Origin of the sequence: Alloactinosynnema sp. L-07, assembly GCF_900070365.1 — a bacterium.
GTDB lineage: Bacteria > Actinomycetota > Actinomycetes > Mycobacteriales > Pseudonocardiaceae > Actinokineospora.
This window is the reverse complement of sequence record NZ_LN850107.1, coordinates 4,552,835-4,574,601: the sequence shown is the minus strand read 5'-3', so window position 1 is coordinate 4,574,601 and position 21,767 is coordinate 4,552,835. Positions and strand designations below refer to the sequence as shown.

At 67.7% G+C, this 21,767-nt stretch carries 16 protein-coding genes and 1 pseudogene; 9 read left to right on the top strand and 8 right to left on the bottom strand.

The window, feature by feature from the left end:
• The first annotated feature begins 67 nt into the window (after window positions 1-67).
• From BN1701_RS20395 to BN1701_RS20385, 3 genes are read left to right on the top strand one after another with little or no spacing between them, the layout of a single operon-like run.
• Window positions 68-463 (top strand): hypothetical protein, encoded by a 396-nt coding sequence (locus BN1701_RS20395; RefSeq protein ID WP_054051235.1) that lies wholly within the window; start codon window positions 68-70, stop codon window positions 461-463.
• A 7-nt stretch (window positions 464-470) separates the two neighbouring features.
• A complete protein-coding gene (locus BN1701_RS20390; RefSeq protein WP_054051233.1) occupies window positions 471-848 on the top strand; it encodes a hypothetical protein in 378 nt (125 codons plus the stop codon).
• 16 nt (window positions 849-864) lie between these two features.
• A complete protein-coding gene (locus tag BN1701_RS20385) occupies window positions 865-1,287 on the top strand; it encodes a hypothetical protein (protein WP_054051231.1) in 423 nt (140 codons plus the stop codon).
• On the opposite strand, the gene BN1701_RS20380 is transcribed toward BN1701_RS20385, so the two are convergent.
• Together BN1701_RS20380 and BN1701_RS20375 are read right to left on the bottom strand one after the other, a co-directional pair.
• Window positions 1,236-2,318, bottom strand: coding sequence for a CU044_5270 family protein (locus tag BN1701_RS20380; protein WP_054051229.1), 1,083 nt, complete (start codon window positions 2,316-2,318; stop codon window positions 1,236-1,238). The genes BN1701_RS20385 and BN1701_RS20380 overlap by 52 nt on opposite strands.
• Complete coding sequence (locus BN1701_RS20375) at window positions 2,315-2,911, bottom strand: RNA polymerase sigma factor (RefSeq protein ID WP_054051227.1); 597 nt, start codon at window positions 2,909-2,911, stop codon at window positions 2,315-2,317. Before BN1701_RS20375 ends, BN1701_RS20380 begins: the two co-directional genes overlap by 4 nt.
• A 238-nt stretch (window positions 2,912-3,149) precedes the next feature.
• Here BN1701_RS20375 and BN1701_RS20370 point away from each other — a divergent pair, with 238 nt between their 5' ends.
• Together BN1701_RS20370 and BN1701_RS35840 are read left to right on the top strand one after the other, a co-directional pair.
• Window positions 3,150-3,929, top strand: a complete 780-nt coding sequence (locus tag BN1701_RS20370) for a hypothetical protein (protein ID WP_369800576.1) — start codon at window positions 3,150-3,152, stop codon at window positions 3,927-3,929.
• A 67-nt stretch (window positions 3,930-3,996) separates the two neighbouring features.
• Window positions 3,997-4,314 (top strand): hypothetical protein, encoded by a 318-nt coding sequence (locus BN1701_RS35840; protein ID WP_157368128.1) that lies wholly within the window; start codon window positions 3,997-3,999, stop codon window positions 4,312-4,314.
• A gap of 742 nt (window positions 4,315-5,056) precedes the next feature.
• Here the strand turns inward: BN1701_RS35840 and BN1701_RS20360 are convergent.
• Window positions 5,057-6,136 (bottom strand): hypothetical protein, encoded by a 1,080-nt coding sequence (locus BN1701_RS20360; protein ID WP_197672126.1) that lies wholly within the window; start codon window positions 6,134-6,136, stop codon window positions 5,057-5,059.
• Between the two features lie 209 nt (window positions 6,137-6,345).
• Between BN1701_RS20360 and BN1701_RS20355 the strand changes: the two genes are divergently transcribed.
• On the top strand, window positions 6,346-9,087 hold the full coding sequence (locus tag BN1701_RS20355) for an NB-ARC domain-containing protein (RefSeq protein WP_054055987.1): 2,742 nt from the start codon (window positions 6,346-6,348) through the stop codon (window positions 9,085-9,087).
• Window positions 9,088-9,105: 18 nt separating this feature from the next.
• On the opposite strand, the gene BN1701_RS20350 is transcribed toward BN1701_RS20355, so the two are convergent.
• From BN1701_RS20350 to BN1701_RS20335, 4 genes are read right to left on the bottom strand one after another with little or no spacing between them, the layout of a single operon-like run.
• Window positions 9,106-11,961: a pPIWI_RE module domain-containing protein gene (locus BN1701_RS20350; RefSeq protein WP_054051220.1), complete on the bottom strand. Its 2,856-nt coding sequence runs from the start codon at window positions 11,959-11,961 to the stop codon at window positions 9,106-9,108.
• 3 nt (window positions 11,962-11,964) lie between these two features.
• Window positions 11,965-15,447 (bottom strand): hypothetical protein, encoded by a 3,483-nt coding sequence (locus tag BN1701_RS20345; RefSeq protein WP_054051218.1) that lies wholly within the window; start codon window positions 15,445-15,447, stop codon window positions 11,965-11,967.
• Complete coding sequence (locus tag BN1701_RS20340; RefSeq protein ID WP_054051216.1) at window positions 15,440-16,534, bottom strand: HU-CCDC81 and SPOR domain-containing protein; 1,095 nt, start codon at window positions 16,532-16,534, stop codon at window positions 15,440-15,442. Before BN1701_RS20340 ends, BN1701_RS20345 begins: the two co-directional genes overlap by 8 nt.
• Window positions 16,531-17,961, bottom strand: coding sequence for a PD-(D/E)XK nuclease family protein (locus BN1701_RS20335; RefSeq protein WP_054051214.1), 1,431 nt, complete (start codon window positions 17,959-17,961; stop codon window positions 16,531-16,533). Before BN1701_RS20335 ends, BN1701_RS20340 begins: the two co-directional genes overlap by 4 nt.
• A gap of 264 nt (window positions 17,962-18,225) precedes the next feature.
• Between BN1701_RS20335 and BN1701_RS20330 the strand changes: the two genes are divergently transcribed.
• The gene (locus BN1701_RS20330; protein ID WP_054051211.1) at window positions 18,226-19,419 is read left to right on the top strand and encodes a serine/threonine-protein kinase; all 1,194 of its coding nucleotides are present in this window, start codon (window positions 18,226-18,228) and stop codon (window positions 19,417-19,419) included.
• Between the two features lie 262 nt (window positions 19,420-19,681).
• Here BN1701_RS20330 and BN1701_RS38275 read toward each other — a convergent pair.
• A pseudogene (locus BN1701_RS38275) lies at window positions 19,682-19,824 on the bottom strand (IS701 family transposase); the annotation flags it as partial.
• Window positions 19,825-20,814: 990 nt separating this feature from the next.
• On the opposite strand from BN1701_RS38275, the gene BN1701_RS20325 reads away from it, so the two are divergent.
• Window positions 20,815-21,039, top strand: coding sequence for a helix-turn-helix domain-containing protein (locus tag BN1701_RS20325; RefSeq protein WP_054051210.1), 225 nt, complete (start codon window positions 20,815-20,817; stop codon window positions 21,037-21,039).
• Between the two features lie 67 nt (window positions 21,040-21,106).
• Window positions 21,107-21,736, top strand: coding sequence for a DUF1819 family protein (locus BN1701_RS20320; RefSeq protein ID WP_054051208.1), 630 nt, complete (start codon window positions 21,107-21,109; stop codon window positions 21,734-21,736).
• The last annotated feature ends 31 nt before the right edge of the window (window positions 21,737-21,767 follow it).

Below are 21,767 nucleotides of genomic sequence, written 5' to 3'. Positions count from 1 at the left end.
CGTCGGGGTTAATCCAGGGCCGGAGACCTTCCGCGACGACGTACGTCATCGCCCGCCGGATGACACAATGAACGCACCACCACCGCTGTTCATCGAGGTGTGCCATGGCCTGTCCTGCGAGCACGCGATGACCCACGACCGGTTCACCCTGCGCAACCTGTACCTGTACCTGGTCTGTCTGGTCATGCTCGTCATCGCGACGTTCGCCGCGGTGACCCTGGTCCGCGCGACCGTCGAGCTGGCCTATCCCGAACCGTATGTCGCGTTCGAGGGCAAAGACCCGGCAGGCGGTACGCGATCCCCGGATTACGAGCAGGCGGCCCGCGACTCCCAGCGGCGGCAGGCGGTGCTGAGCCTGGTCGGCTCGGGCACGACTTTGCTGTTGGCCGGTCCCATCTACGTCTACCACTGGCGGCGGATACAGGCGGAACTGCCGAACACAGGTGACAACGCGGCCGACTGAGCGGTGTGTGCGGTCGCTTCCGGTGCCGCGGTGTCGATCGTGGGTTACCGTCGGCGGGTGGCGCATTTCCTGGTCGGTCGACGGCGTCGGATACCTCGGCACCGGTTACCGCCCGCTCGGCGCGGTCCGCCACGGCCGTGGCGCGCTGGGTGTGGTGCGGGGCAAGGAGATCGTCATCGACGAGGTCCGGCCAACGGCCGTGGTCGGATCGGCGGCGGCCAGTTCGGCGTCCAGGTCGGACCGCGCCGCGCACCCACGGTGGTCACCTGGTTCGACACCCCACGCGGCCGCTACCTGGCAGGGCGACTGGCTCAGCGTCGCCACCGCCGACAACACGCGCATCGCCCACCGTGTCACGGAAGTGCGCACCGCCGCGACGCGGTGACGATCGAGAGGGACCCATGGACGCCGACTGGCTCGCGGGCTACGAGAGCCGCATCGCCGACCTGCAGCGCAAGTCGCAGGAGCCGCAGACCCGGCTCGTCGAGGACAAGGTGACGGTGTCGTCGCCGGACGAGTCGGTGACGGTCACCCTCGGGCTCACGGGTGCATCTGCCGCAGGAGGAGGACAGCGACCAGCCCCCGCCGCCCCCGCCCGCTTTCCCGCCCCCCGCCCGTCGCGCCTGTTCCGCCCGCGCAGCCGGGGCGTCCGACCGTGCGACGGCGCCCCGCCGACGACGAGGACGACGACGTCGAACTGTGGTGACGCGCCTGGGACCCACCACCACGGCCGTCCGATAGCCGCGTCCGCCGACGCGGCCGACCTGCCTGCTCAGGGGCGGTACGGGACCTTGTCCACGATCGTCGTCGTCACGGTGTTGTAGCGCAGCACCTGGCCGGGTGTCGCCCCCGACGCCCGGGTGTCCTCGCCTGCGATCAGGCGGTCGCCGAGATAGTCGCCGGTCGCCGTGTCGATGATCAACTCGGTGCGGGCCACGGCGTCGTCCATGCCGAACGCCGTGCCATGGCGGCCGTTCAGGTACACCTCGCCGAATGACTTGATCCCGGGCAGGTCGGCGATGGCGCGGTAGCACGCCGCCCTCGTCCGCGCGGGCATCAGCCCGGACCGCAGGAGCTCCGCCGCCAGCTCGATCGACGGGGTCGACGTCTCCGGGGTTGATTGCCGGGTCGTTTGTGCCAGCCACTCCCGAAACTTGGCCGGGTCGCTCGGCAGGGTACTGGGGTAGATGATGTGGGAGCCGACATAAATTTCGCCACCGCAGGCCTCCGGTCCGGGACGCCCGCCCGAGAACCAGCCGCAGTGCTTGTACTCCAGCACCGGATCGGGCGGGGCAGTGTCGCCCGGCTGCATGGCACGCCGCGTGGTGGTGGTCGGCCTCGATGTCGCCGTCGTCGGTGGCACGCCCGGCGTGGTGGTTCCCGACGACAGTGCCGACAGGCCTACGGCCGTCCTGCTGGTCCACAAGTTCTTGACGTCGCTGGGAACCCACAGCTCGACGGTGAGACGTTGGATTGGGTAGGGCGTCGTCTTCGGGCGTTCTTCGTGGCGCCAGACGTACCGGAACTTCCCGTTCGGTACCACCGGATCCGACGCGCGCGCCGCGGCGCCCTCGAGCCCGCCGGGGACGACCGCCGGGCCTGCCGGGGGCACGTCGTCCGACACCGGCCGCCAGAACATGGCGACGATGACCAGCACGGCCGCGGCCGCCGCGGCCGGGGCGGCGATCCAGCGGGGTGGACGGCGGCGGCGCAGCGGGCGCACCACATCGTCGGCCTCGGCCTCGGCGGCCGCCGCGAGCAACGCCGCCCTGGCGTCGGCGAGCGAGCCGGGGGCCCGGCGCCGCCCGCGGTGCAGCAGCTCCAGGGCTTCGTCCAGATCGCGCTCGGCGTTCATCGCCGGGTCTCCTTGTCGGTGAGCAGTGTCGCGAGCCGGTGGCGGACACGATGAAGTTTCGATCGCACGGAGCTGGCAGGCATCCCGAGCGCCAAGGCGATCTCGGTCGGGCTGAGCCCCGCCCACGAGTTGAGCAGCAGCACGTCGCGGTCCTGGTCGGGCAACGCGGCGAGGGCCTTCGCGAGGCCACGCACGCGGTTCTGCGCGTCGACTCGGTCGGCGATCGCGATGTCGTTGTCGGCCGGGGTGTGCTCCTCCGAGTGCCCCCTGGCCCGGGCGGTGGCGCGCAGCGCGCGGATCTCAGTGCGGCGATGAGTTCGGCTGAGGTTGATCGCGATCCCGTACAGCCAGGCGCGCACCGACGCCGCCGATGGGTCGTACGTCGCCCGTTTTCGCAGGGCCACCAGGAAAGTGTCCGCGACGATGTCGTCGGCGACGTCCGCACCGACCCGGCCCGCCAGGTAACCGCGCAGCGGGTTGGCGTAGGTGTCGAACAGTCGCGCGAAGACCGCTGTGACATCGCCGGAGGTCAGATCCGGGCGGTCCAGGTCGATGTCGCGCTGTCCGGTCCCACAGTCGATGAGTCCGCTCACCCTCCTGTTCGTCCGCAGCCTGCCGGTGCGTCCCGTTAGCGGGCCGGAAAGTGACGAGCCCCACTCGCGGGGCTGTTCGAGCAGCGTAAGCGGTGGTCAGTCGGACAGCGAGGGTGGCTTCCTTGATCGCATCGAAAGGCTCACCTTCGTGCAGCGCCCGGGTCGCCTGCGGTCAATCAGGATCATGCGAAAGCGGAAACCAGCGGTGTCAATCGGCGCCTGCGTGGGGGCGACGATCATGCTCGTGATCACTGGGGCCGCCGAGCCAGTGGCGGAGATTGGGTCTCGGCCCGCCCTCGTCGCGACCGACCTACCGGCGACGACCACCACGCGGGCTCCGGTGGATCTCGGCGGACAGACGGGTGGTGCCACGGTCGGCGCGCTGGTCATCGACAGGACCACCGGTCGGACCGTGCTGGCCGATGGCGCCGACGGGTCGTTCCACTCGCAGTCCCTGGTCAAGCTGCTGATCGCGGTCGACGCGTTGGAACGTGGCACCGGCACGCCGAGCCAGATCACGAAGATGCTGTCCGCGAGCGACGACGGCGTAGCCAGCGCCCTGTGGTCGCAAGGCGGTGGAGGAGCCATCGTCACCCGCTGGACCAGGCGCCTCGGCCTCACAGGCACCGCGCCGCCGTCCGAGCCGGGCAGGTGGGGCCAGACGAAGATCACCGCGACCGACGTCGCCCGGATCTACCGCTACCTGACCGACGAGGCCCCGCCTGCCCACCGCGACATCGTGCTCACCGCGTTGCGCGCCGCCCCGAGGGTTGCGGCCGACGGCTTCGACCAGCACTTCGGCATCCCTTCGGCGGCGGCCGGACTGGGGTGGGCGGTCAAGCAGGGATGGGCCTGCTGCCTGCCGACCCGCGACCTGCACACCACCGGCCTGGTCGGCCCGGACGACCGATACGTCGTCGTCCTGCTCACCGCCCACCCTCGCGGCGTTCCATGGAACACCGCCGCGGCGACGGCGACCCGGCTGGCCGAGAACGTGCTGGCACCGATCCGGGGCTGACCGGCACGGATCCGGGCTCGCACAGGCTTCTCACCCCGGCGGACATCGCGGCGGCCACCCGAAATCAATGGAGATCATCTACGACCACACCACACACCGGGCCGGGTGCCGCGTCACCCAGACCGGTCAAACCATCGACGCGATCGGACGCACAATCAACGAGTTCGTCGCGCTGGCTGGCGGCACTCACGGCCGCGAGAACTCAACATCAACAGAGAAGGATGAAGAGATGGGATCAATATCCGATCTCTTCATCCTTCTGTGTGGTGCCCCCGGCGCGGCTCGTACAGCATCCACACGAAACCGCACCCGCTGTGAACTGCTGGTTTCTGCCACGGTTGATGTTGCACGGCGTCGCCGTCGCGCGGGCGGCGGTGCGTCGTGAGCGCCGAGAAGATCCGAACCGGGTTGACGCACGCGCGTGCCGACCAGTTGGCCTGCGTGGTGTGCGGCGCAGACTCTGTGAATGTTGGTGTTCCGAAGATCGGGCGGATCGCCCGGTAATCGGCTCGCAGGTGTTTGCCTGCGTGGACTGGCGCCAAGATGTCGAGGCGCAGGCAGGCCCGCCCGCCCGGGAGAAGACTTCCTGCGCCGACATGACCGGTACCAGCTAACCCCGAGAGCTAGTCTGCACGTTTCTGGTCGTCGGTCGACGACACCGAGGAGGCCGCGGGTGATCTCACGCTGGCGCCGCGTGCCATCCACGAACGGCTGATCGCCTTCGCGGAGTCGATTCGCGAGGCGGTGTACACCGTCGCGGCGACGGAGTTCCAGCAGGTCGGCGCCATGCACCAGGCGATGGCCACGGCGGCTCGCGGGTGGCAGCGTACGTGGCGCACGCCCTGTCGGGTGGCCCGGACCAAGCCAAGCAGGACTTGTTGTGGCAGACGTTGCGTTCCTACGTCGGCACTGTAGCCATATCCGATCACACGGCTGGCGTGCCCGATGTGGGATCTCTGGATTGGGTTTCGGCGACCAACGGCCGGCTGGGCCCGACCGTATGCCAATCGGGCCCAGCACAACCTCAACCGTTGTTCGGCGAGTGGACGCGATCGCCGGTTCCGCCGCCACCATCGTTGCCGGAACGAACGAGGGCCTGGTTGGTGGGCATGTTGGAGTTCTCCTCTCTAGTGGTTGAAGACCGTCGGTCGGGCCGGGCTGGTGATGCGCAACAGGCGTAGGCATTGGGTGCGCAGGAGGTCGGTGGATCGACCTGGGACTGAAGTAACGCGTTGGGTGACCGGCGCGCTGGGACGCGCAGACCAGTCGAGTTGGCGCTCCAGCCGCACAGTTGGGTTCAGGACTTTGCCGTACCGGACGACGGCTTCCGTCAATGAGTTCGGTGTTGCATTGGGCATGGGGTTGGCCAAGAACACCGGTTTGCCCGTGGCTGCGGCATAGGCGGTCGGTGCACCGTGGTCTCCCACGACATAGTCCGCTGCCGCGACAGCGGCCTGCCAGCCCTGCCCAAGAGGCAGGAACCGCATCCGGGTCCGTACCGCAGGGCCGGCCCAAGCCAGCACTTGGCGTCTGCCGTGCCGCACCCAGACGTCCGGGTGCAGGTGGCAGACCAGCCGGTCTCCCGATGACGGCAGATCGGCGGCGAGCCGCCTGAGCAGGGCCGGTGACCTGCCGAGCAGCGAGTCCGGCCCGCTGGTCGACAGCACGAGGCCCAGCCGTTGGTCGCGACGGATCCCCAGGTGTTCCCGATGGGCATTTCGGTAGGCCAAGGTGTTGAGCAGGTAGTCGTACGAGGGGTCGCCGACGACCGTGGCCAGTCGCCCGACGTGCTGCGTGGCGACTCGCAGCGCCGCGACAGCGGCGTCGTGCGGCAAGCCGATGGCCACAGCCTCGGAATTGCCCGCTCGTTGCCTCAGCAGGCCGTTGAGCGCTGGGATGCAGCGCCTGCCGTTGTGGTCGACGACCTCGCCGTCCGTGGACACCTCGGGCAGGAGGAACAACGCCCCCCGCAGCGTGCCGATGCCAGTCGGACTGGCTGCGATCACCAGGTCGAACCTCTCTTGTGCCGCGTGCTCCCACGGGGTGATGAGCGCGTCGGAGCCGGTGAAGAAGTCCGCCACCCGGTTGTCGGAAGGGCCCGGTGGCTGGGTGAACACGACCTGGACACCTGGTTCGCCCTCGATGGCGCGGACGGCCGCGAGCAAACGCTCACCTGCCGCCACGCTGTGCACGACAACCAGCACCACCTGTCGAATCGCATATGTCTGCACGCCACACGCGGCTGTCCACCACGGTGTCAAGGGGTGTGGATTCCGCAAACTCATGTCGTCTTCCTTCCTGGACGCTGATTCGAACGGGGATAGCGTCGAGTCCGGCCGTGGGGACACTGTGGGGGAACCGTGGGGACGGGAATCGGCAACCCGCACGGGGGTGAGGTCTGGTTCACTTGATCGCGATGGAAGAACCTGTGATCGACCTGCAAGTCCTCGGCACCGTTCGACTGCTGGTGAACGGTGTGCCGGTGCTGCTGGAGCCGCGCCATCTCACGGTCCTGGTTATTGCGGCGGTCTCCAAGGGCCAAGTCGGCTACGACCAACTGACCAGTCGCTTCGAGATCAGATCCCGTGCCACCCTGCGTTCCTACGGCGCGAAGGTACGGGCCCGCGCAGGCGTGGAGGTCGTGCGGAAGAACGTGCGCGAGAGTCTGCAATTGGCGCTGGGAAAGGAGCAGGTCGACCTCTGGAGGTTCCGCGCCAGGGTCGCCGAGGCGAAGGGATTGCCCGCGCACCGGAAACTGCCTCTTCTGCTCGCGGCGGCGGAATCATGGCAAGGCCTTCCGCTGGCCGGACTGGATCCGAAGTGGTTGCGTGACGAGGCGGCGGAACTGCGGGCCGAGGGGGCTCGGGCGTTCCTGGAGTTGATCACGCTCTCCTCGGAGCACGAAGGGGCCGAACAGGCCGCCATTCATGCGGAGCGGGCCAACGAGCTGTTCATGGGCCACGACGGCATTCGGCACGCGTTGTGGCGCGCGTGGTCCCGGTGTGGTCAGGAACAGCTCATTCTCGATGACCTGCGCAAACGGGAAGAGGCCTCAGACGGGCCGTCCTCAGTTCTCACCAGGCTGCGCGCCGATGCGAAGGCACTCGGTGTCCAGTCGCGGCGGGTGCTCAAGGCCGCGCCGATGAGGGCACCGCACCAGTTGCCGCCCGCCAGGGCGATCTTGCGCGGTCGAGACCCCGAACTGGCCGAGCTGGACGGGTTGACCGCTCCCGACAACGGGGTCCGGGTAGTCACTGTCTGCGGGATGGGTGGTGTGGGCAAGACGGAGTTGGCGCTCGGGTGGGCACATGGTGTGGCCGAGAACTTCCCGGACGGGGTCCTCTTCGCCGACCTGCGGGGCTTCTCGTCAGACGGGTCGGTGGAACCCTCGGTCGTGCTGGCGGGTTTCGCCAAGGCCCTCGGCATATCGGGAGCCGATCTGCGCGGCGCTGACGTGGTGGCCGAGTACAGGACGGCGGTGAACACCCGCGCTGTGCTGGTCGTCATCGACAACGCTCGCGACCACCGGCACGTGGCGGACCTGGTGGCGGCGGGCGAGCACAGTCGCACGGTCATCACGACGCGGACGGCGGTTACCGCCCCGGCCGTCGCGGGCGGGCAGGTGCTGGCCCTGCGCCCGATCGGACGCGAGGCGTGTTTGGAGATGTTGCGTGAGGCGGTCACCGCCGCCAAAGTCGAGGCGGAGCCCTTCGACGCCATCAAGCTCATGGAGGCGTGCGGAGGTGTTCCCCTCGTGGTCGAGCTGGTCGTGGCACAGGCCCGCCTGAACCCGGGCTCCACACTGAAGAGCTTGTTGGCGAGACTGGGCTCGGCGGACGCGTTGTTGGGTGCGAGACCTGACGGGGAGACGGCGTTGCGTGATTCACTGAACCTGTCCTACACACCGCTCTCGCCTGCGGCGGCCGGAGTATTGCAAGCCGTCGCCATTCACCCCGGTCCCACTGTCGACCTGGATGCTGTCGTCTTTCTGTCCGGACTCCCCGAGGACGTGGTGTACGACGCTGTCGACGAACTCCTGCGGGGCAGCCTGTTGTACGCGTTGCCGGACAACAGGTTCGGTCTTCATGACCTGGTCCGGGCGTTCGCCTTGGAGCGCGCGGCCGAGGAGCGGTCGGACGTGGGGGTCGCCGAAGTCCGGCAGCGACTGCTGGGGTGGTTATTGGAGGCCGCCCGGCAGTGCGACCGCGCACTCCGATCAGGCCGGGAACTCCCGGACGACCTCACCGCCGACGAGGGCGCACCGCTTCCCGCTCCGGCTGACGACGCAGGCGGGAGACAATGGTTCGACCGGGAACACGACACCCTGCTCGTGGTGCTGGACTCGCCGGATTTCCAGCGGTTCAAGAAGTACCGATGGCGACTTCCACTCGCGTTGTGCTGCTACCACACCCGCAACGGCCCCTGGCCCGTCGCGGAACGCCTGCTGGCCTCGGCGTGCAAGATCGACAAGGACGAGTTGGACGAGCGGGAACGCCTGCGGTACCAGGCCATCTGCCACCGGGTGCTGGGAAACATCCAGCGAAAGCTGAACAAGACGGGCCTGGCGGAGCACAACCTGAAGCTCTCGATCACCCTGGCCGAAGAGGTCGGCGATCCGCTTGAAGTGGCCAACGGAAACCAGCAGATGGGAGTCCTCCAGGAGGACATGGGGCGGTGGGAGGCGGCGCGCGACCATGCGATGCTCGCCGGACGCCTCTACGCGGAGTTGATGGACGAGCGTGGTGTGGCGGCCACCTTGCCCACCGAGATCCACTGTCACCTCGAACTAGACGAGCCGGAGCGCGCACTCGGTCGGGAGGCGTTCGCTATCGACGTGATGGCGCGCGCGGGAACCACGTACAATCAGGGTGCCTTGCGCCGTGTCCTGATGAGTTGCCACATGCTGTTGAAGCGCTACCCCACGGCGATCCTCCACGGGGAAGCCGCACGTGGCTACTACACCGACTCGGGAGCGCGGATCAACGAGGCACGGGTGCTCGCCGTGCTGGCCAAGGCGTACCGGGCGGCCGGGCGTACCGCTGACGAACGGGAAGCGCTGCTGAGCTGTCTGGCCGTCTACGAGCAACTGCCGCACACGGACGACGAGGACAAGCGAACGCTCGAAACCGCGGGACGACGGATCAAAGAGTTGTCGTAAGGCGGGACCTCAGGTGCCTCAGCTGTCGGAGGGCGCGGTGGGATCATGGCTGTCGGGTGCGTCCTCCTCGTCCACGTTCCTCATCGGCAGGATGTACTCCTGCGCCTTCTGGGCGAGGTGCAGCGGTAGCGGTCTGCGGAGTGCGTCGCGGTAGTCCGGAGCCTGCCTGAGCTGGTGGACGGCCATCGCCAGAGCGTGGGGGGAGTCGCCGTCACCGGGATGGCAGCCGAGGACCGCGATCTCCACGAGGTCGGGGTTCCAGGCGGGGTGGTCGACATCAATGGTCCATTCACCCGCGCGTTCGCCCCTGCGGATCTTCCTGCGGTTCAGTTTGTGCGCCTCCACCGCGGAATGTTGGGCAGTGGAGGCCTTCGGCGCGGTGCTGTAGAAGATCCTGCTCTTCTCCTGCTCGCTGTCCGCCCACAGGTTGGCGGGCAGTCCGTTCACTCCTTGGGCGCTGGCGAGTCCCCACCACTGTGGGGTCTCCTGCTGCTGCCCCGTGCGCAGCCGCACCAGCCGCAGCCAGGGATCCAGCGGACGGGCGGACGCGAGGCCGGTACGGATGAAGTCTTGTTCCACCTGGCCGTCCTGCACCCACGTCCATAGGAACCTGATGTTTTGTGCGTCGACAAGGAGCACGGTGGACTTCCCGCGCACTTGCTCCGATGAGAGCAGCTGTTGCAGGAACTCCTCCGTCGCAGACCGCTGTTCGTCCAGGTCGCGTGACCGGTCGAACCACTGCGCGTCGTTTCCGCCCGCGTCGGCCAGGTCGTGGTCGGACACCGCTGCGAGCGCGGGCAGCCGGGCCAGGTAGCGCGGGTACGCCGTCCACGCTCCCGTCCCGCCGATCGCATCGGTGTCCCAGCCCATCACCGAGTCGGGCCCGTTGACCCCAGGGCGCACCAGTACGGCCACCGGGAACTTCCCCTTGGCCGAGTACGCGGTACTGCCACGGGCCTTGGTCGCCATCCAGACCGCGAGGTACTGAATCCGCTCGGGCAGTCCGGACGGGACGTCCGTGAGCGGCACGGCCGCGGCACCCAGTTGCCGGATCGCGTCTATCCAGGAGGACTCGGCCGCGGCAGGCAAGGATTTCACCGTTCGCGGTGTTACGGGGGAGGTGATGAACTGGCTGACGACTCCGCTGTCCGCCGCGCCGAGGCGCAGTGCGAACTTGGGGTCGTTCATACCGCGGAACACGGTCCTGCCGGGGATCTCCACGATCGCGACCGACGGGACCGCCGCGTTCGCACCGTCCTTGGCCAGGAAATCGCCCATGTCCGCACGGCGTTTGTGAACCGCCTGGGCGGCCCGGTCCGCCCGCCCCTTGGGTGGTTCCTGGACCACGCCGAGACCGTCCGCCAACCCGTTGTCCATGCGCAGGCAGTTCAGCGTCACCACCAATTCCTCTGTGCGCCACCGCAGCACGACGGGCTCCCCGCGGCCGCTGCTGTCGTGCGCTTGTGCGCTCACTTCGCTCGCGCCGCCGTCCCCGTCGAGGCCGAGAACGGTGGCGAGGGCGGCCACGGCCGCGTCACGGGTCTGCTCGGTGCGCCACAGCAGCCGGGTGGTGAACTCCGGTGTACCGGACCACTCGGTGTAGAGCGCGGCCAGCGACAGGCGTCGAGTGCGTTGCAGCACGACCTTGGACGCCGAGGTCCGCTCACGCGACCCGCCTTGGCGGGCATTGGCCGGTCTGGTGGGCAGCCGTGATCGGGCGAGATCACCGACGCGGACCAGGTCCGGCGCCAGTGCCTGCTCGGCCCATTCGATCAGGCGCGACCGTTCGTGGGACATGAACCCGACGCCGACGCCGTGCTCGCCCATGTGCGTGTTGTGCACGACTAGCGCGTCGACTCCCCGCTTGCCCTCGAACCACCGCCGCGGTTCGCCCAGCAGACTTGCCGGGTCCGGGAAGGGGCGGTGCAGTGCCAACCGCGCCATCAGCAGAGCGGGGTCCCCGGTCCGCCACACGTGCTCGTTCCCGCGCCTGACCACGTGCGCCACGCTGTATCGCTCGCTGACCGGAACGCCGGGGATCCACGGTGCCACAGGACGCAGGTACACGGCGCTTCCTCGGCGGAAACCCAGGCGCAGCAGCCCGGTCGCCTGCTCGGGATGCGTGGCCCACCGGCGCAGACCGAACCGCAGGTGCACCCGCGGACGGGCGTGGAACGGCACGGTTTGCAGGGTGACGGTGGCGACCACGGAGAACCACCACCGCTTGCCGTGCTTGTCGTGGTAGAGGGGCTGGGACATCAGTTCGGCGCCCTGTTGACGGGCCCGGCGCGCCACGGAGCGGAACCGCAGCACTTGCTCGCCGGAGTCGTAGGGCACGAGTTCCTGGATACGTCGGGCGAAGTGCTGGGTCGCCAGCAGGTACTGCAAGCCCGCTGGTTGGGCAGTCCCGCCGCTGCTGAGGTCGCATCCCAGCAGCGAGACGTCCTGTCGGTGCCAGACGGGAATGTGGTTTCTCAGTGCTTCGCAGACCCCGGCGACTTCGTCCGCGTACTCCGGTTCGGGCCGCAGCTCCTCGATCCAGTAGTCCAGGATCCGGAGCAGGACGGAGACCGGCAGGGGTTCGTCCTGCACGTCCACCGGGCAGTACAGCCATTGCCGCGGACCCGCGTCAACCGCGACTGCGCGCGGCAGCACCCCGAGGCGCAGATCCAGTGCCTGGAGCAAAGAGTCCAAGCGGCGGGTGGGGGGTACCTGCGCACGGGCACGGCCCTCACGGGTGAGGTTGTAGAGGTCGAGCACCTTCGCGGCGATCTCCTCTGGAAACTCCAGCGTGTGGTAGCCGACGGTGAGCCCAAGTTGGTCCCCGGCGGGCTCGTATGCCGCTCGGCGGATCGCCTTGTAGCGCTGGGCCATGGGTCACCCCTTCCCGTCATGATCGGCGCTGTCCAGGTCGATCCGCCTCATCTGGTCGAGCATCGCGCCCAACGCCCGGTAGACGGGTTCGTACAGCAGTTCCGCGAGGCGCGCGTCAGCCGCGGGGATCACTTCGTCGTCTGGTCGTGGGACGAAGTACGGGCGCAAGGCCTCTTGGATGCCGTACAGCAGGCTCGTCCTGACGTGGTCGATCCGCGTGGTCGACCGCTGAGCCTTTGGGGCTTGCGCGGCGGCGAGCATGCGCGCGAACTGCGCGTCGACGAACACGACCCGCGCGGCGACACCGCCGCGGACAAGCCTGCCGATCACCTGCCACAGGACCACCAACTGGTCCCATGCGAAAGACCGCATCTCCTCCGGACTCAGCGAGGAGTACGCGTACCGGCGAGTCAGCAGCCGTCCCCACCTGCTGCGGGCCAAGGTGCGGAACTCCTGCGCAGCGGCGTCGAGTGAGTCTTGCGCGGCCACCAGTTCGGTCAACGATGCTGGCCCGTCGCCGTCCGGTTGCCACAGACCGCGGGTGAAGCGGCTTTCCCAGTCGTTGACGGCGAGCACGGAGAGGCCGACGTCGGTCGGCACGGGGTGCGGCCGGGTGAGCAGCAAAGCCACACCAAGCGCAGCCTGGTCGCTGTTCTCCTTGAGGATGTTGTGCCCGCGCTCGATGGCGAGCATCGGCGCGACGAGCACCTGCGCCATGGCATCGCGGGCGAAGAGTCCCACCTCCCCGCGGCGCACCACCCCGGCGCGCCCAGGGTCGTCCGCGACGCCGGTGACCGCGTCGGTGAGGTCGGCGTTGTCCGCCACCAGTGCCCTGACGTGTCCGTGCCACTCGGGCATGGCGTTCAACTGGTCCGCCGCGGCCTGAGCGTCCTCGTAGTTGCCGACAAGGATGAGGGCACGGTGTCTGAGGGGATCCTTGACCTTCAGGATCTCCTCCCTCAACGGCGAGATCCCATTGAGCCCCGGCTTGCCGAGCTTGTCCACCAAGGTCCGCAGCGCGGACGGCCGGGCCTTGCGGGACTGCCCGGAGAGACTTATGGGCTCCCCGTCGTCGTTGTAGAGGAACCGCGCGGTGAACTCGGTGTCGCGCAGCCGCTTCTCGGCTTCGATCGACGGCTGGAGCACGGCACCGACCGGGATGACGACGTGCGCACGGGTAGAGGTTCCGGCCCAACTGGTGCCCGACAACATCAGCACGTGCGTGCCACCGCGGCCCGTGTCGATGTCGACGGTCATCGTGGGGAGTGAGAACAGCAGTTCCCTGCCGACCCCAGTGCACCGGAAGAAGCGCAGCGTCCCGCTCACCCCGGCACCCGAGGCGTCCTGCTCCTCCACGACATACTGAAAGCCCAATACGTTGCCCATGGGGGACTCGGGCACGAGCGGCATGTAGTCCATCGGCGGTCTGCGGACCAATTCATTGTCCGTGGAGTCCAACCGCATCGCGTCCTCGACCTGCGGCCATAGGTAGGTCAACCGGTCTAACCGATGGTGCAGAGCCGACAGCAGCAACGCGAACTCCAGCTTCCGCACGAGGGGATCGTCGTCGGCCGCCGGACCCGGCTCGGTGTCCGCTCCGATCGCCCGCAATTCCTCGATCACCACGCTCAACCGCTTCGTGGCCGCCTGGGGGTTGAGCGTGTGCAGCAGGTCCTGGGTCGCCGCCGCCAAGCGGTCGGCCGCTGTGGCGTACGGACCGTTGTCTCCCAGCGGGTCGTCCCGGAACTGGTCGAACACCGTCTCCACCCGGCTGCGCGGCGACACGAGCCCGTCCCGGTCTTCCGATGCCGGGACGGGCTCGTCGACTTCCGGGAACAGCTCGGACAGGATCTTCGCTTGGAGCGTCCACGAGTTGAAGTACTCGACCCCCACCCAGTCCCGCAGCTGCTCGTCCGCGATCAGCATCGAGTAGATCAGATTGGTGGCGCTGGTGACCACGGACAGCGCCACCTCCCAGTTCCGCACGTTGCTGTTGGACAGTTGGAGGCGGCCCTCCTGGGAGAGTTCGCGGATGTTGTGCGTGTGCAGGGTGTCCAACCACGAGTGGGGTCCTCGGGACACGAGTGTGGCCGTCGGCGCGAACACCATGTCCAGGTTCATCATCGCCCGGTCGGCCTCGTCGACGACGATGATGTCGCTGCGCCGACAGGCCAGTTCGAGCTGACGCAGACGAACCCCGCTGAGCTCGGCGGGCACCGGGCTCATGACCAGCGAGGCCATCGTGGCGATCCACACGCCCGCGCCGACCTGGTCGCGGGCGGTGCCGTGCCGCGGACACGCGTGCCACAACGGGCAGCCCACCGGGCGCGGGCGCCGCCGGTCGTCGGTCTGGCCGTCTGCCGGGTAGAGCCGGGAGCACGGCGCGTCGACCGACCGCACCGGGCTGTCCGTGGAGCGGAGGGCGTCGAGCGGACAAGCGGTGCTCAGTTCGCCGAAGCCCTCCTCCTCGTGATGCGCGGCCAACAGCGGATGACCCTGGGACGCCAACCTGCGGTGCAGGGACTGCACGTGCTGCTCGCGGGTCGAGGAACCGATCACCGGCACGACCGCTTGGTCGCCGAGGAAACCGCGCAGCTCCGCCGTGGTGCGTAGTTGCTCGGCGACGTCGCCCACCACCAACGTGATCCGCAGTGGTTCGTCCCGACGAACCGCCCACACCGCGAGCACCTTCATCAGCGTGCTCTTCCCCACTCCGACCATGCCGACGGCGTGCAGGAGCCCGTTGAGTCGCAGGACGTCGTCTTCGCAGAAATCAGACCCGGAGGAGTCGCGGACGAGCAGCCGGGTGGACTGAACGCTGCTGTGCCAGTTGGCCCGCTCGCCCTCGTTGGCGACGTGCCTGTCCATCCACGCGGCGGTTTGCTCCAGCTCGGCCCAGGGGATGTCCAGAGGAGTCCCGTTCGTCGTGGTACGGGCGGTCAGGTCATGCGGCGCGGAGTTCCCGGACCGGTTGGCGACGTCCTCCGGGATCTCGACCTCCACGCGCTCGTCGCGGTCGAAGTAGTAGTAACGACCCGCCCTCGCCGGTATGGGCTGCCGATCGACGAGGGCGGGCAGCGTTTCCAGTGTCCGCTCGTAGACCTCGAACCTCTTGGTGAGCGCGGTCGCCCCGGTCCACTCGAACGAGCGGAGGTCCTTGGCGACCCGGAAGGCGCGGAGGCTGGAGTCCAGCTCCTGGTACTCCCGAAGCGCCTGCACCCATGCCCCCCGCCTGCGCAACGGCCACAGGCGGCGCCGGACACAAGTGATCATCCAATGCTGTTCGGGCTTGCCTGCCATGCCTGCGGCCTGGGCGAACGGGTAGCCGCCCAGCAGGGCCCACACCGATGTGGGCGGCTGCCCCTTGTCGATCCGCTGCAACAGGGTCAGACCCAGCTCGACCGGGCACAGCACCTCGAGCGACAGGTTCAGCCTGGTCTGCTTGAGCTCTTCGGTGATCTCGGCGTACCACTGCCCGCTACCCATGTCCGCTCCCCTTGTCGCACCGACGGACCATGTCGACGAACTCGTCCTCCGAGGACACGCGTGGGGGTCCGGTCTCCGCGGTGGCGTGCTCGCGGACGGTCCGCAGGTACTCGGGGTCGGCGTCGACCCGGTACTGGGCGACGACCCAGACCGCGGTGTCCGCGCCGAATCGGGCCACCGCGACCGCGATCGCCCTGCCGAGCAGGGCCGGACTGTGCCAGTCGACGACGAACGCGGACCACCCGCGCCCATCGGACACCTCCACCCGCAGGTCACCAGGGCTGTGCACCGGCCAGGTCCGGGTCGTGACCCCTGGCCGGGCCAAGGCGTCCGCGATGCGCAGGACCGCTCGACCTGGGCCGGAGACGAACTGCCGGTACCTCCTGTCCGACTGGATCGAGACCTCGGCGTCCCAGTCCAATGGATCACCGGGGGCTACCGCGCCGCCGGTTCGGCACTCCTCCCGTTCGCACCACCAGGAGTCCTCGGTGATCGGCCGCAGCGGGATGCGGCAGCGAGCACAGGGGAAGACCTTGCCGTCATGCTCGTGTTCTAGGCCGATCTCGTCGTAGAAGCCGCCCAGCCACTCGTCCAGCACACCCAGCTTGTGCGCGAAGCGCACTTCGTTGAACAGGTCATTCGTGAGCGCCGGGTACTCCGCCAGCACCCCCCGCATCGTGCTGAACGCCCAAGCCTGGTTGCGCTCGGCGGCGAGACCGGCCATCTCGGCCATCCGGGGCGACGCCTCCCTCAGCGGGTTGTCGGTGTCCGCCCAGAGCGCGACCTCGTGGCAGAACGCCGTCGGTGCGCCTGCTTCGTCGTCGACGAGGAGCTCGTCCTCGGGGTAGAGGTCGGCGGGCAGCGTCAACGGCCAGTACCCCAACGGCCGCGTGTACCCCCAGCGGACCAGGCCCGGCAGGGACCTGGGCGGGAGGGCCTGGCGGCGCAGGCAATGCAGCACGAACCGGTCCACCGTCCGCTGGACCGCAGGCGGGTAGGGCATCCGGAACATCGTCAGGTCCCGCAGTTCCTCGATCGCCACCAACGCGCTCGCCACCGCTCCGAGCAGGTGCTCGTCCTCGGTCACGAGGCGCCGACTCCTGACTGCTGGGCAACGTGCTGTGAACCGGGTGCGCACCAACGGCGGACTTCGCAATCCGCGCAGTCCCGTCCGGGAGTCGGCTCGTAGGAGGTGTCGCCCAGGAGGGGACCCACCATCTCGCCGATCACCTCACGCGCTTCGGCCAGGACGGCCGGGATTCCGGGGTCCACCTCCTCCAAGGCGCATCCGTCCGGTCGCAGTTGTTCGAGTTCGACCCTGGATCGGGCCACGTCACGTCCCAGCGCCCCGGAGGCCACCACCAGGACGGCCAAGGCCAACTGGGGAAACCGTCGCAGCAGGGAGCGGTCACGGGGCAGCCTTCGCCCCGAGGTCTTGGTTTCCCGCCAGACCCAACCGCCCGACCTCGGGTACAGCAGGTCGGGAGCGGCGATGAAGACCACTCCCAGCCTCTCGTCGTGGACGACGACGTGCTTCCTGGGTTCGGCGTCGTGCGCGTCGACATCGGGGAACGGGCACAGTGCCGAATGGTGGGCGACCATCGACTCGGCCGAGCGGCGACTTCGCTCCGAAAGCGCGGCGACAGCGTCACCCGGTGACTGGTCGGGCGTGCACCGAACGGAGTGGAAACCTGCCGCGTGACGTTCTCGCAATGCGGCGTCGACCGCCCAGCCGATGGCGATCGGCTGGTGTTCGACGACCTCGACATCGCGGATGTGTTGCTGGCTCGCCAGGTGGTACCGCGCCGGGCAGGATCGGTAGTACCGCAGGTCGGTGACGGAGAGCGCGCGTCGTGGGCCGCCGACGGCGGGGATGGCCGGTAGCAGGTCGACCGGGGGGAGTTCGTCGCACCCGTGTGCCAGCGAGCAGCGCGCGCACTCGCTACCGGCCTTCCGCTCTGTGCCGTCGACGACCGCGTGGAGCCTTGGCACGACCTCCTTCTGGGCGTGCTCGCGGATCTGCTCGACGGTCCACTCGCAAAACTGCTCGGCGATCGGTGACATCGCCCCGAACACGACCACGCGCACCCGGTCCGGTGACGTCGACCCCCCGAACGCGGCGACGTTGGCCGCTGCGGCGTAGACGACCGGGGGCCGTTCCTTCGGAGTGGTCAAACCCAGCAGCCACAACTCCCGGACTGATCCGTCCTCGGACTCGTAGCGGCGTCCCCAGCAGGTCTGTTCGTAGCGGTGCACACCGCGGTGGTCCGGGGGATCGCGGTGGTGCACGATCTTCCACGCGGACCGCACGGGACGCTGACACCGGGTGGTGGCGGTCTCCTGATGGGTCAGCCGGGCGGCACGATAATTGCGGAAAGCCTCTATCGACCAGGAAACCAGTCCGGTGTGCGCGGGTTCCGCATCGGAGCCGAACACTCCTCGCGTCCGTTCGAGTTCGGCGACTACGGCCTCCTCGTCCCACCCGCCGAACTCGACCCGGTCGAGCGCGGCCATGATAGGGCCCAAGGTGAAGTCCCGCAGGCCGGAAGCCGTGCTGGAGCGGCTTCGCGGTGCGAGCCGTACCTTGATCGCCGATTCCTTCGGACAGCCCTGGGAACCGGTGTCGGCCGCACTGATGCGGACAACCTGCCCTCGACCCGCCGTCCCGCCATAACGGTTCGTGTCCCCGTGTTCACTCGGCCTCATCGACATGGCTATCGCCGGAAGCGCCAGAACGCTACACGGATCGAAAGATCCAGTCGGCTACGGTGCTTCTCCATGACGAGCACAGTGGGCAGGTCCCTGACACGACTGGTCCCCGGCACAGTCGTTGGCAACCGCTTCCAGGTCACCAACCAGGCGGGCAAGGGTGGTATGGGGGTCGCCTACCTCGCACAGGACTTGCAGACCGGGAAACAGGTCATCGTCAAGGTTCCGCAATTGCCGGGGACGGAGGAACTGAAGCGTGACGCCTACAACCGCACCATAAGCAGATTCGTCAGGGAAGCGGACTCACTGCGCACACTGGACCACCCGAACATCCCGAAGGTGGTCGACGACGGCAAATACGGGTCCGTGCCGTACATAGCGATGACCTACATCCGAGGGCGGAAACTTGCGGACTACCGCGCCGTCAACGTCCCCAGGTATGCCGAGTTGGCCGCGATCGGCACCTCGGTCGCCATGGCGTTGGCCGCTTGTCACCGAGGCGGAATCCTGCACCGCGACCTCAACCCCGACAACCTCATGGTCGGTGAGAACGGTGTGGTGTACGTGATCGACTTCGGCATCGCGTTGCCGTTGGGCGAGGACGCGACGAGGCACACTAGGGATTTCGTCGGAACCGACGAGTACGCCCCGCCGGAGCGATTTCGCAAGGGCAAGCAGACCGAGAAATCGGACTTGTACAACCTGGGGTGTGTGTTCTACTTCCTGCTCGCCGCCCGACCGCCGTTCATCGGAGACGGCGAGAAGTCATGCGAGAAGCAGCACTTGGAAGACCTGCCGGTACCACCGTCTCAGTTCGTCAACCACATGCCTGGCGAATTGGAAGCTTTGACACTGGGGTTGTTGGCGAAGAACGTCGAGGATAGGCCCGAAATCGACGATGTACTCACCACCCTGAAGCCGCATTTGCCCCTCACCGGAGCACCTGAACCCAACCCCGTGCTCACGCCCGACGTGACGATTCCGTACCGCATTCCGGAAAGTGTTCGCCCGCCGGAAGCTCCGGCGAGCAGCAGGACGCGGGCCACGAAACCGTTCCAGCCCCGGCGACGGCAGGACTTCCTCACCGATTCCGAGATCACCTCGACCATCGAGCGGGCGACCACCGAACACGGTAGTGGCGACACCGCCGCCGCGGCTCGAACCCTGACCGACCTCCGTCGTCGGGCGGTCGAGTCCTTCGGGACCGGCAACCACAAGTTGGACTCCATCGAGTCGGCGATGAACCTCCTGGGCGGTCGTTGACCGTCGCCCACTGTGCCCTCGATGCGGACCCGTCGAGCTACGTTGGCGCCTAGTACTCCAGTCGAATTTCTTGATTCGAGGCCCGTCTTCGCTGGTAGTGGGCTTGTTGTACGGCACTGATGCCATGGGCACCAGTATGACCATGCCCAGGTCACGGTCAGGTCGGGGTTCGGACGATCAAGTCCGCCAGGAAACGCTTGATCTCGGCGAGCCTGAGCGGAATGAGGCTGCTACCAGGACTTTTTGGGGCGATGACCGCAGTCACTGCGAGGTAGGTGTGGGCGAGCATCGCGAGGGTCATTTGCCGATACCAGGCGTCGTAGCGGCGGCCTGGTACTCGTCCAGGCCGACGTCGGTCTTGGCGGTCTGGAAACAGTCCTCGACCGCCCACCTCGCACCGGCCACGTCCTTGAGCACGACCGCCTCCTGGCAGCGCGCTGGATCATCGGTCTAGGACTTTGGAAGGTACAGTCCCCGGTCGATCAGCGTGTGGCCCTCGGTCGTAGTACAGGCGAAGAGCACGCCGGGTTGGCAGTTCTCCACCGGGCTGGCGGTGCCGAAGTGCTTCCATTGCACACCGACGGCCCTTGTCGCCCTTTACAGAAAGCCGGTCTCATCGGCCACCAGGACACAGTCGCGAAGATCTTCAACGGCGTCAGAACGTTCTGTCGCGCTGCAGAGCGGGCGCTTGAGTCCATGCGTGCTCATGCTGCGGTGCAGGAGGTGCCGCATGAACGGCCAGCGCGAGCTGTGCCCCTGTAGGAGCCAACGGGAACAGGACTGACCTGGCAGTCAGTATTCTGCCTCCAGGCCGTCCTCACAGGGAGAAACAGGGCTGACCTGTGGAAACGCTTAACCATAGTGGTGCCCCCGGCGCGGCTCGTACAGCATCCACTCGAAACCGTACCCGCCGTGAACTGCTGGTTTCTGCCACGGTTGATGTTGTCCGGCGTCGCCGTCGCGCGGGCGGCGGTGCGTCGTGAGCGCCGAGAAGATCCTCGCCGTCGAGCCACCAGTTGGATCCAAGGTGGCAGAAGGCGACCTCAACGGTCGAGGTCTCAATCGCGGTGCCCTATGACGGCTCGGACGCGATCGCCGGCCGTTGCTACACCGTGTCAGGTCAGGTGCCGTGAGTTTTGCTTTCAGCAGAGGCAGGCCCAGCGATTCGTTCAAGGCAAGCGTCGTCCACGCTAAGGACGCTGCGGCCAAAGGCCAACCCAATGCAGGTAGTTGTCGCGGACGGGCCGACAGCCGAACAGGTGGGATCCCGCAGCCGGTCGTCTACCGAGTCGAGCCGACTGAGACAGGGTTGTTGCCTGTTACTCCGGACTAGACCGGATCAAGCAGGGTCTTCACCAGTAAGGTGAGAACAACAATGCGCTCGGTGACTACTGGATGGCTGAAGGTTCACTCGTGTCTGGCCCCTGGCTCTCTGCTGACAACATCGCGACCCACCTCGGCGTCACCAAGGACACGGTCTACACGTGGATCGCGGAGAAGGGCATGCCAGCCCACAAGGTGGGGCGGCTGTGGAAGTTCCAGGCTAGTGAGGTCGACGGGTGGGTTCGAAGCGGTGGCGCGGCTTCGTCGGCTGAAGGAACCTCTGTTGGTGATGAGTGAGCAGACAGGATGGGGCGGTCGCTGGCAATGGCCTGTTCGACTCGCCGAGAACTGGGAGGAGGGATCGATGAACGGCCCGCTGGCAGCAGCGCGGCGGTACGCGCTCTCGTTCACCACAGGCGCCCTCTTGGCACGTGAGGGCGCGGTGCTTGCGCCCGTGTACATCGAGCAGCGCGACTGGGAGCGGGTCCGCGACCAGGCGGTGGAGAGCAACCTGCTCCAGGCGCGGACCCATCGCACGGGAGTCCGTCTGGTCCGCGAGACCGTGAAGCGGCTATCCGCGCTTGCCGACGACGAAGTCGAACTCTTGACCGAGATGACAGCCTCCGAGCGTGGATACCTTATGTGGGCCGCTGCTTGCCGCCGTTACGAGTTCATCGGTGAGTTTGCCGAGGAGGTCCTGCGGGAGCGCTTTCTGCTCCTAGTCCCGACGCTGGAGTACCAGGACTTTGACAGCTTCGTCCGGACCAAAGCCCTGTGGCATGAGGAGCTGGCCGAGATCAAGGACTCGACGCTGCAGAAGCTAAGGTCAAACGTGTTCAAGATGCTGCAGGACGCCGAGCTGTTGTCGGAGGGTTGGTACATCAGGCCGACCGTGCTATCCGAGCGAGTTGTTGCCGCCCTCAGCGCTCACACGCCGAGTGACCTGCGGTTCTTCCCGACTCAGCAAGCCGCAAAGCAGGGGGCTGTGCTGTGATCTCAAGGACTCTGCCGCAGCAGGAATACCA

Coding starts and splice junctions, on each gene's coding strand:
- BN1701_RS20380 (WP_054051229.1), bottom strand. CDS start 2,318: ATGAACGCCGAGCGCGATCTGGACGAAGCCCTGGAGCTGCTGCACCGC.
- BN1701_RS20355 (WP_054055987.1), top strand. CDS start 6,346: ATGGAAGAACCTGTGATCGACCTGCAAGTCCTCGGCACCGTTCGACTG.
- BN1701_RS20385 (WP_054051231.1), top strand. CDS start 865: ATGGACGCCGACTGGCTCGCGGGCTACGAGAGCCGCATCGCCGACCTG.
- BN1701_RS35840 (WP_157368128.1), top strand. CDS start 3,997: ATGGAGATCATCTACGACCACACCACACACCGGGCCGGGTGCCGCGTC.
- BN1701_RS20350 (WP_054051220.1), bottom strand. CDS start 11,961: ATGGCCCAGCGCTACAAGGCGATCCGCCGAGCGGCATACGAGCCCGCC.
- BN1701_RS20395 (WP_054051235.1), top strand. CDS start 68: ATGAACGCACCACCACCGCTGTTCATCGAGGTGTGCCATGGCCTGTCC.
- BN1701_RS20335 (WP_054051214.1), bottom strand. CDS start 17,961: ATGGCCGCGCTCGACCGGGTCGAGTTCGGCGGGTGGGACGAGGAGGCC.
- BN1701_RS20370 (WP_369800576.1), top strand. CDS start 3,150: ATGCTCGTGATCACTGGGGCCGCCGAGCCAGTGGCGGAGATTGGGTCT.
- BN1701_RS20345 (WP_054051218.1), bottom strand. CDS start 15,447: ATGGGTAGCGGGCAGTGGTACGCCGAGATCACCGAAGAGCTCAAGCAG.
- BN1701_RS20325 (WP_054051210.1), top strand. CDS start 20,815: ATGGCTGAAGGTTCACTCGTGTCTGGCCCCTGGCTCTCTGCTGACAAC.
- BN1701_RS20320 (WP_054051208.1), top strand. CDS start 21,107: ATGAACGGCCCGCTGGCAGCAGCGCGGCGGTACGCGCTCTCGTTCACC.
- BN1701_RS20330 (WP_054051211.1), top strand. CDS start 18,226: ATGACGAGCACAGTGGGCAGGTCCCTGACACGACTGGTCCCCGGCACA.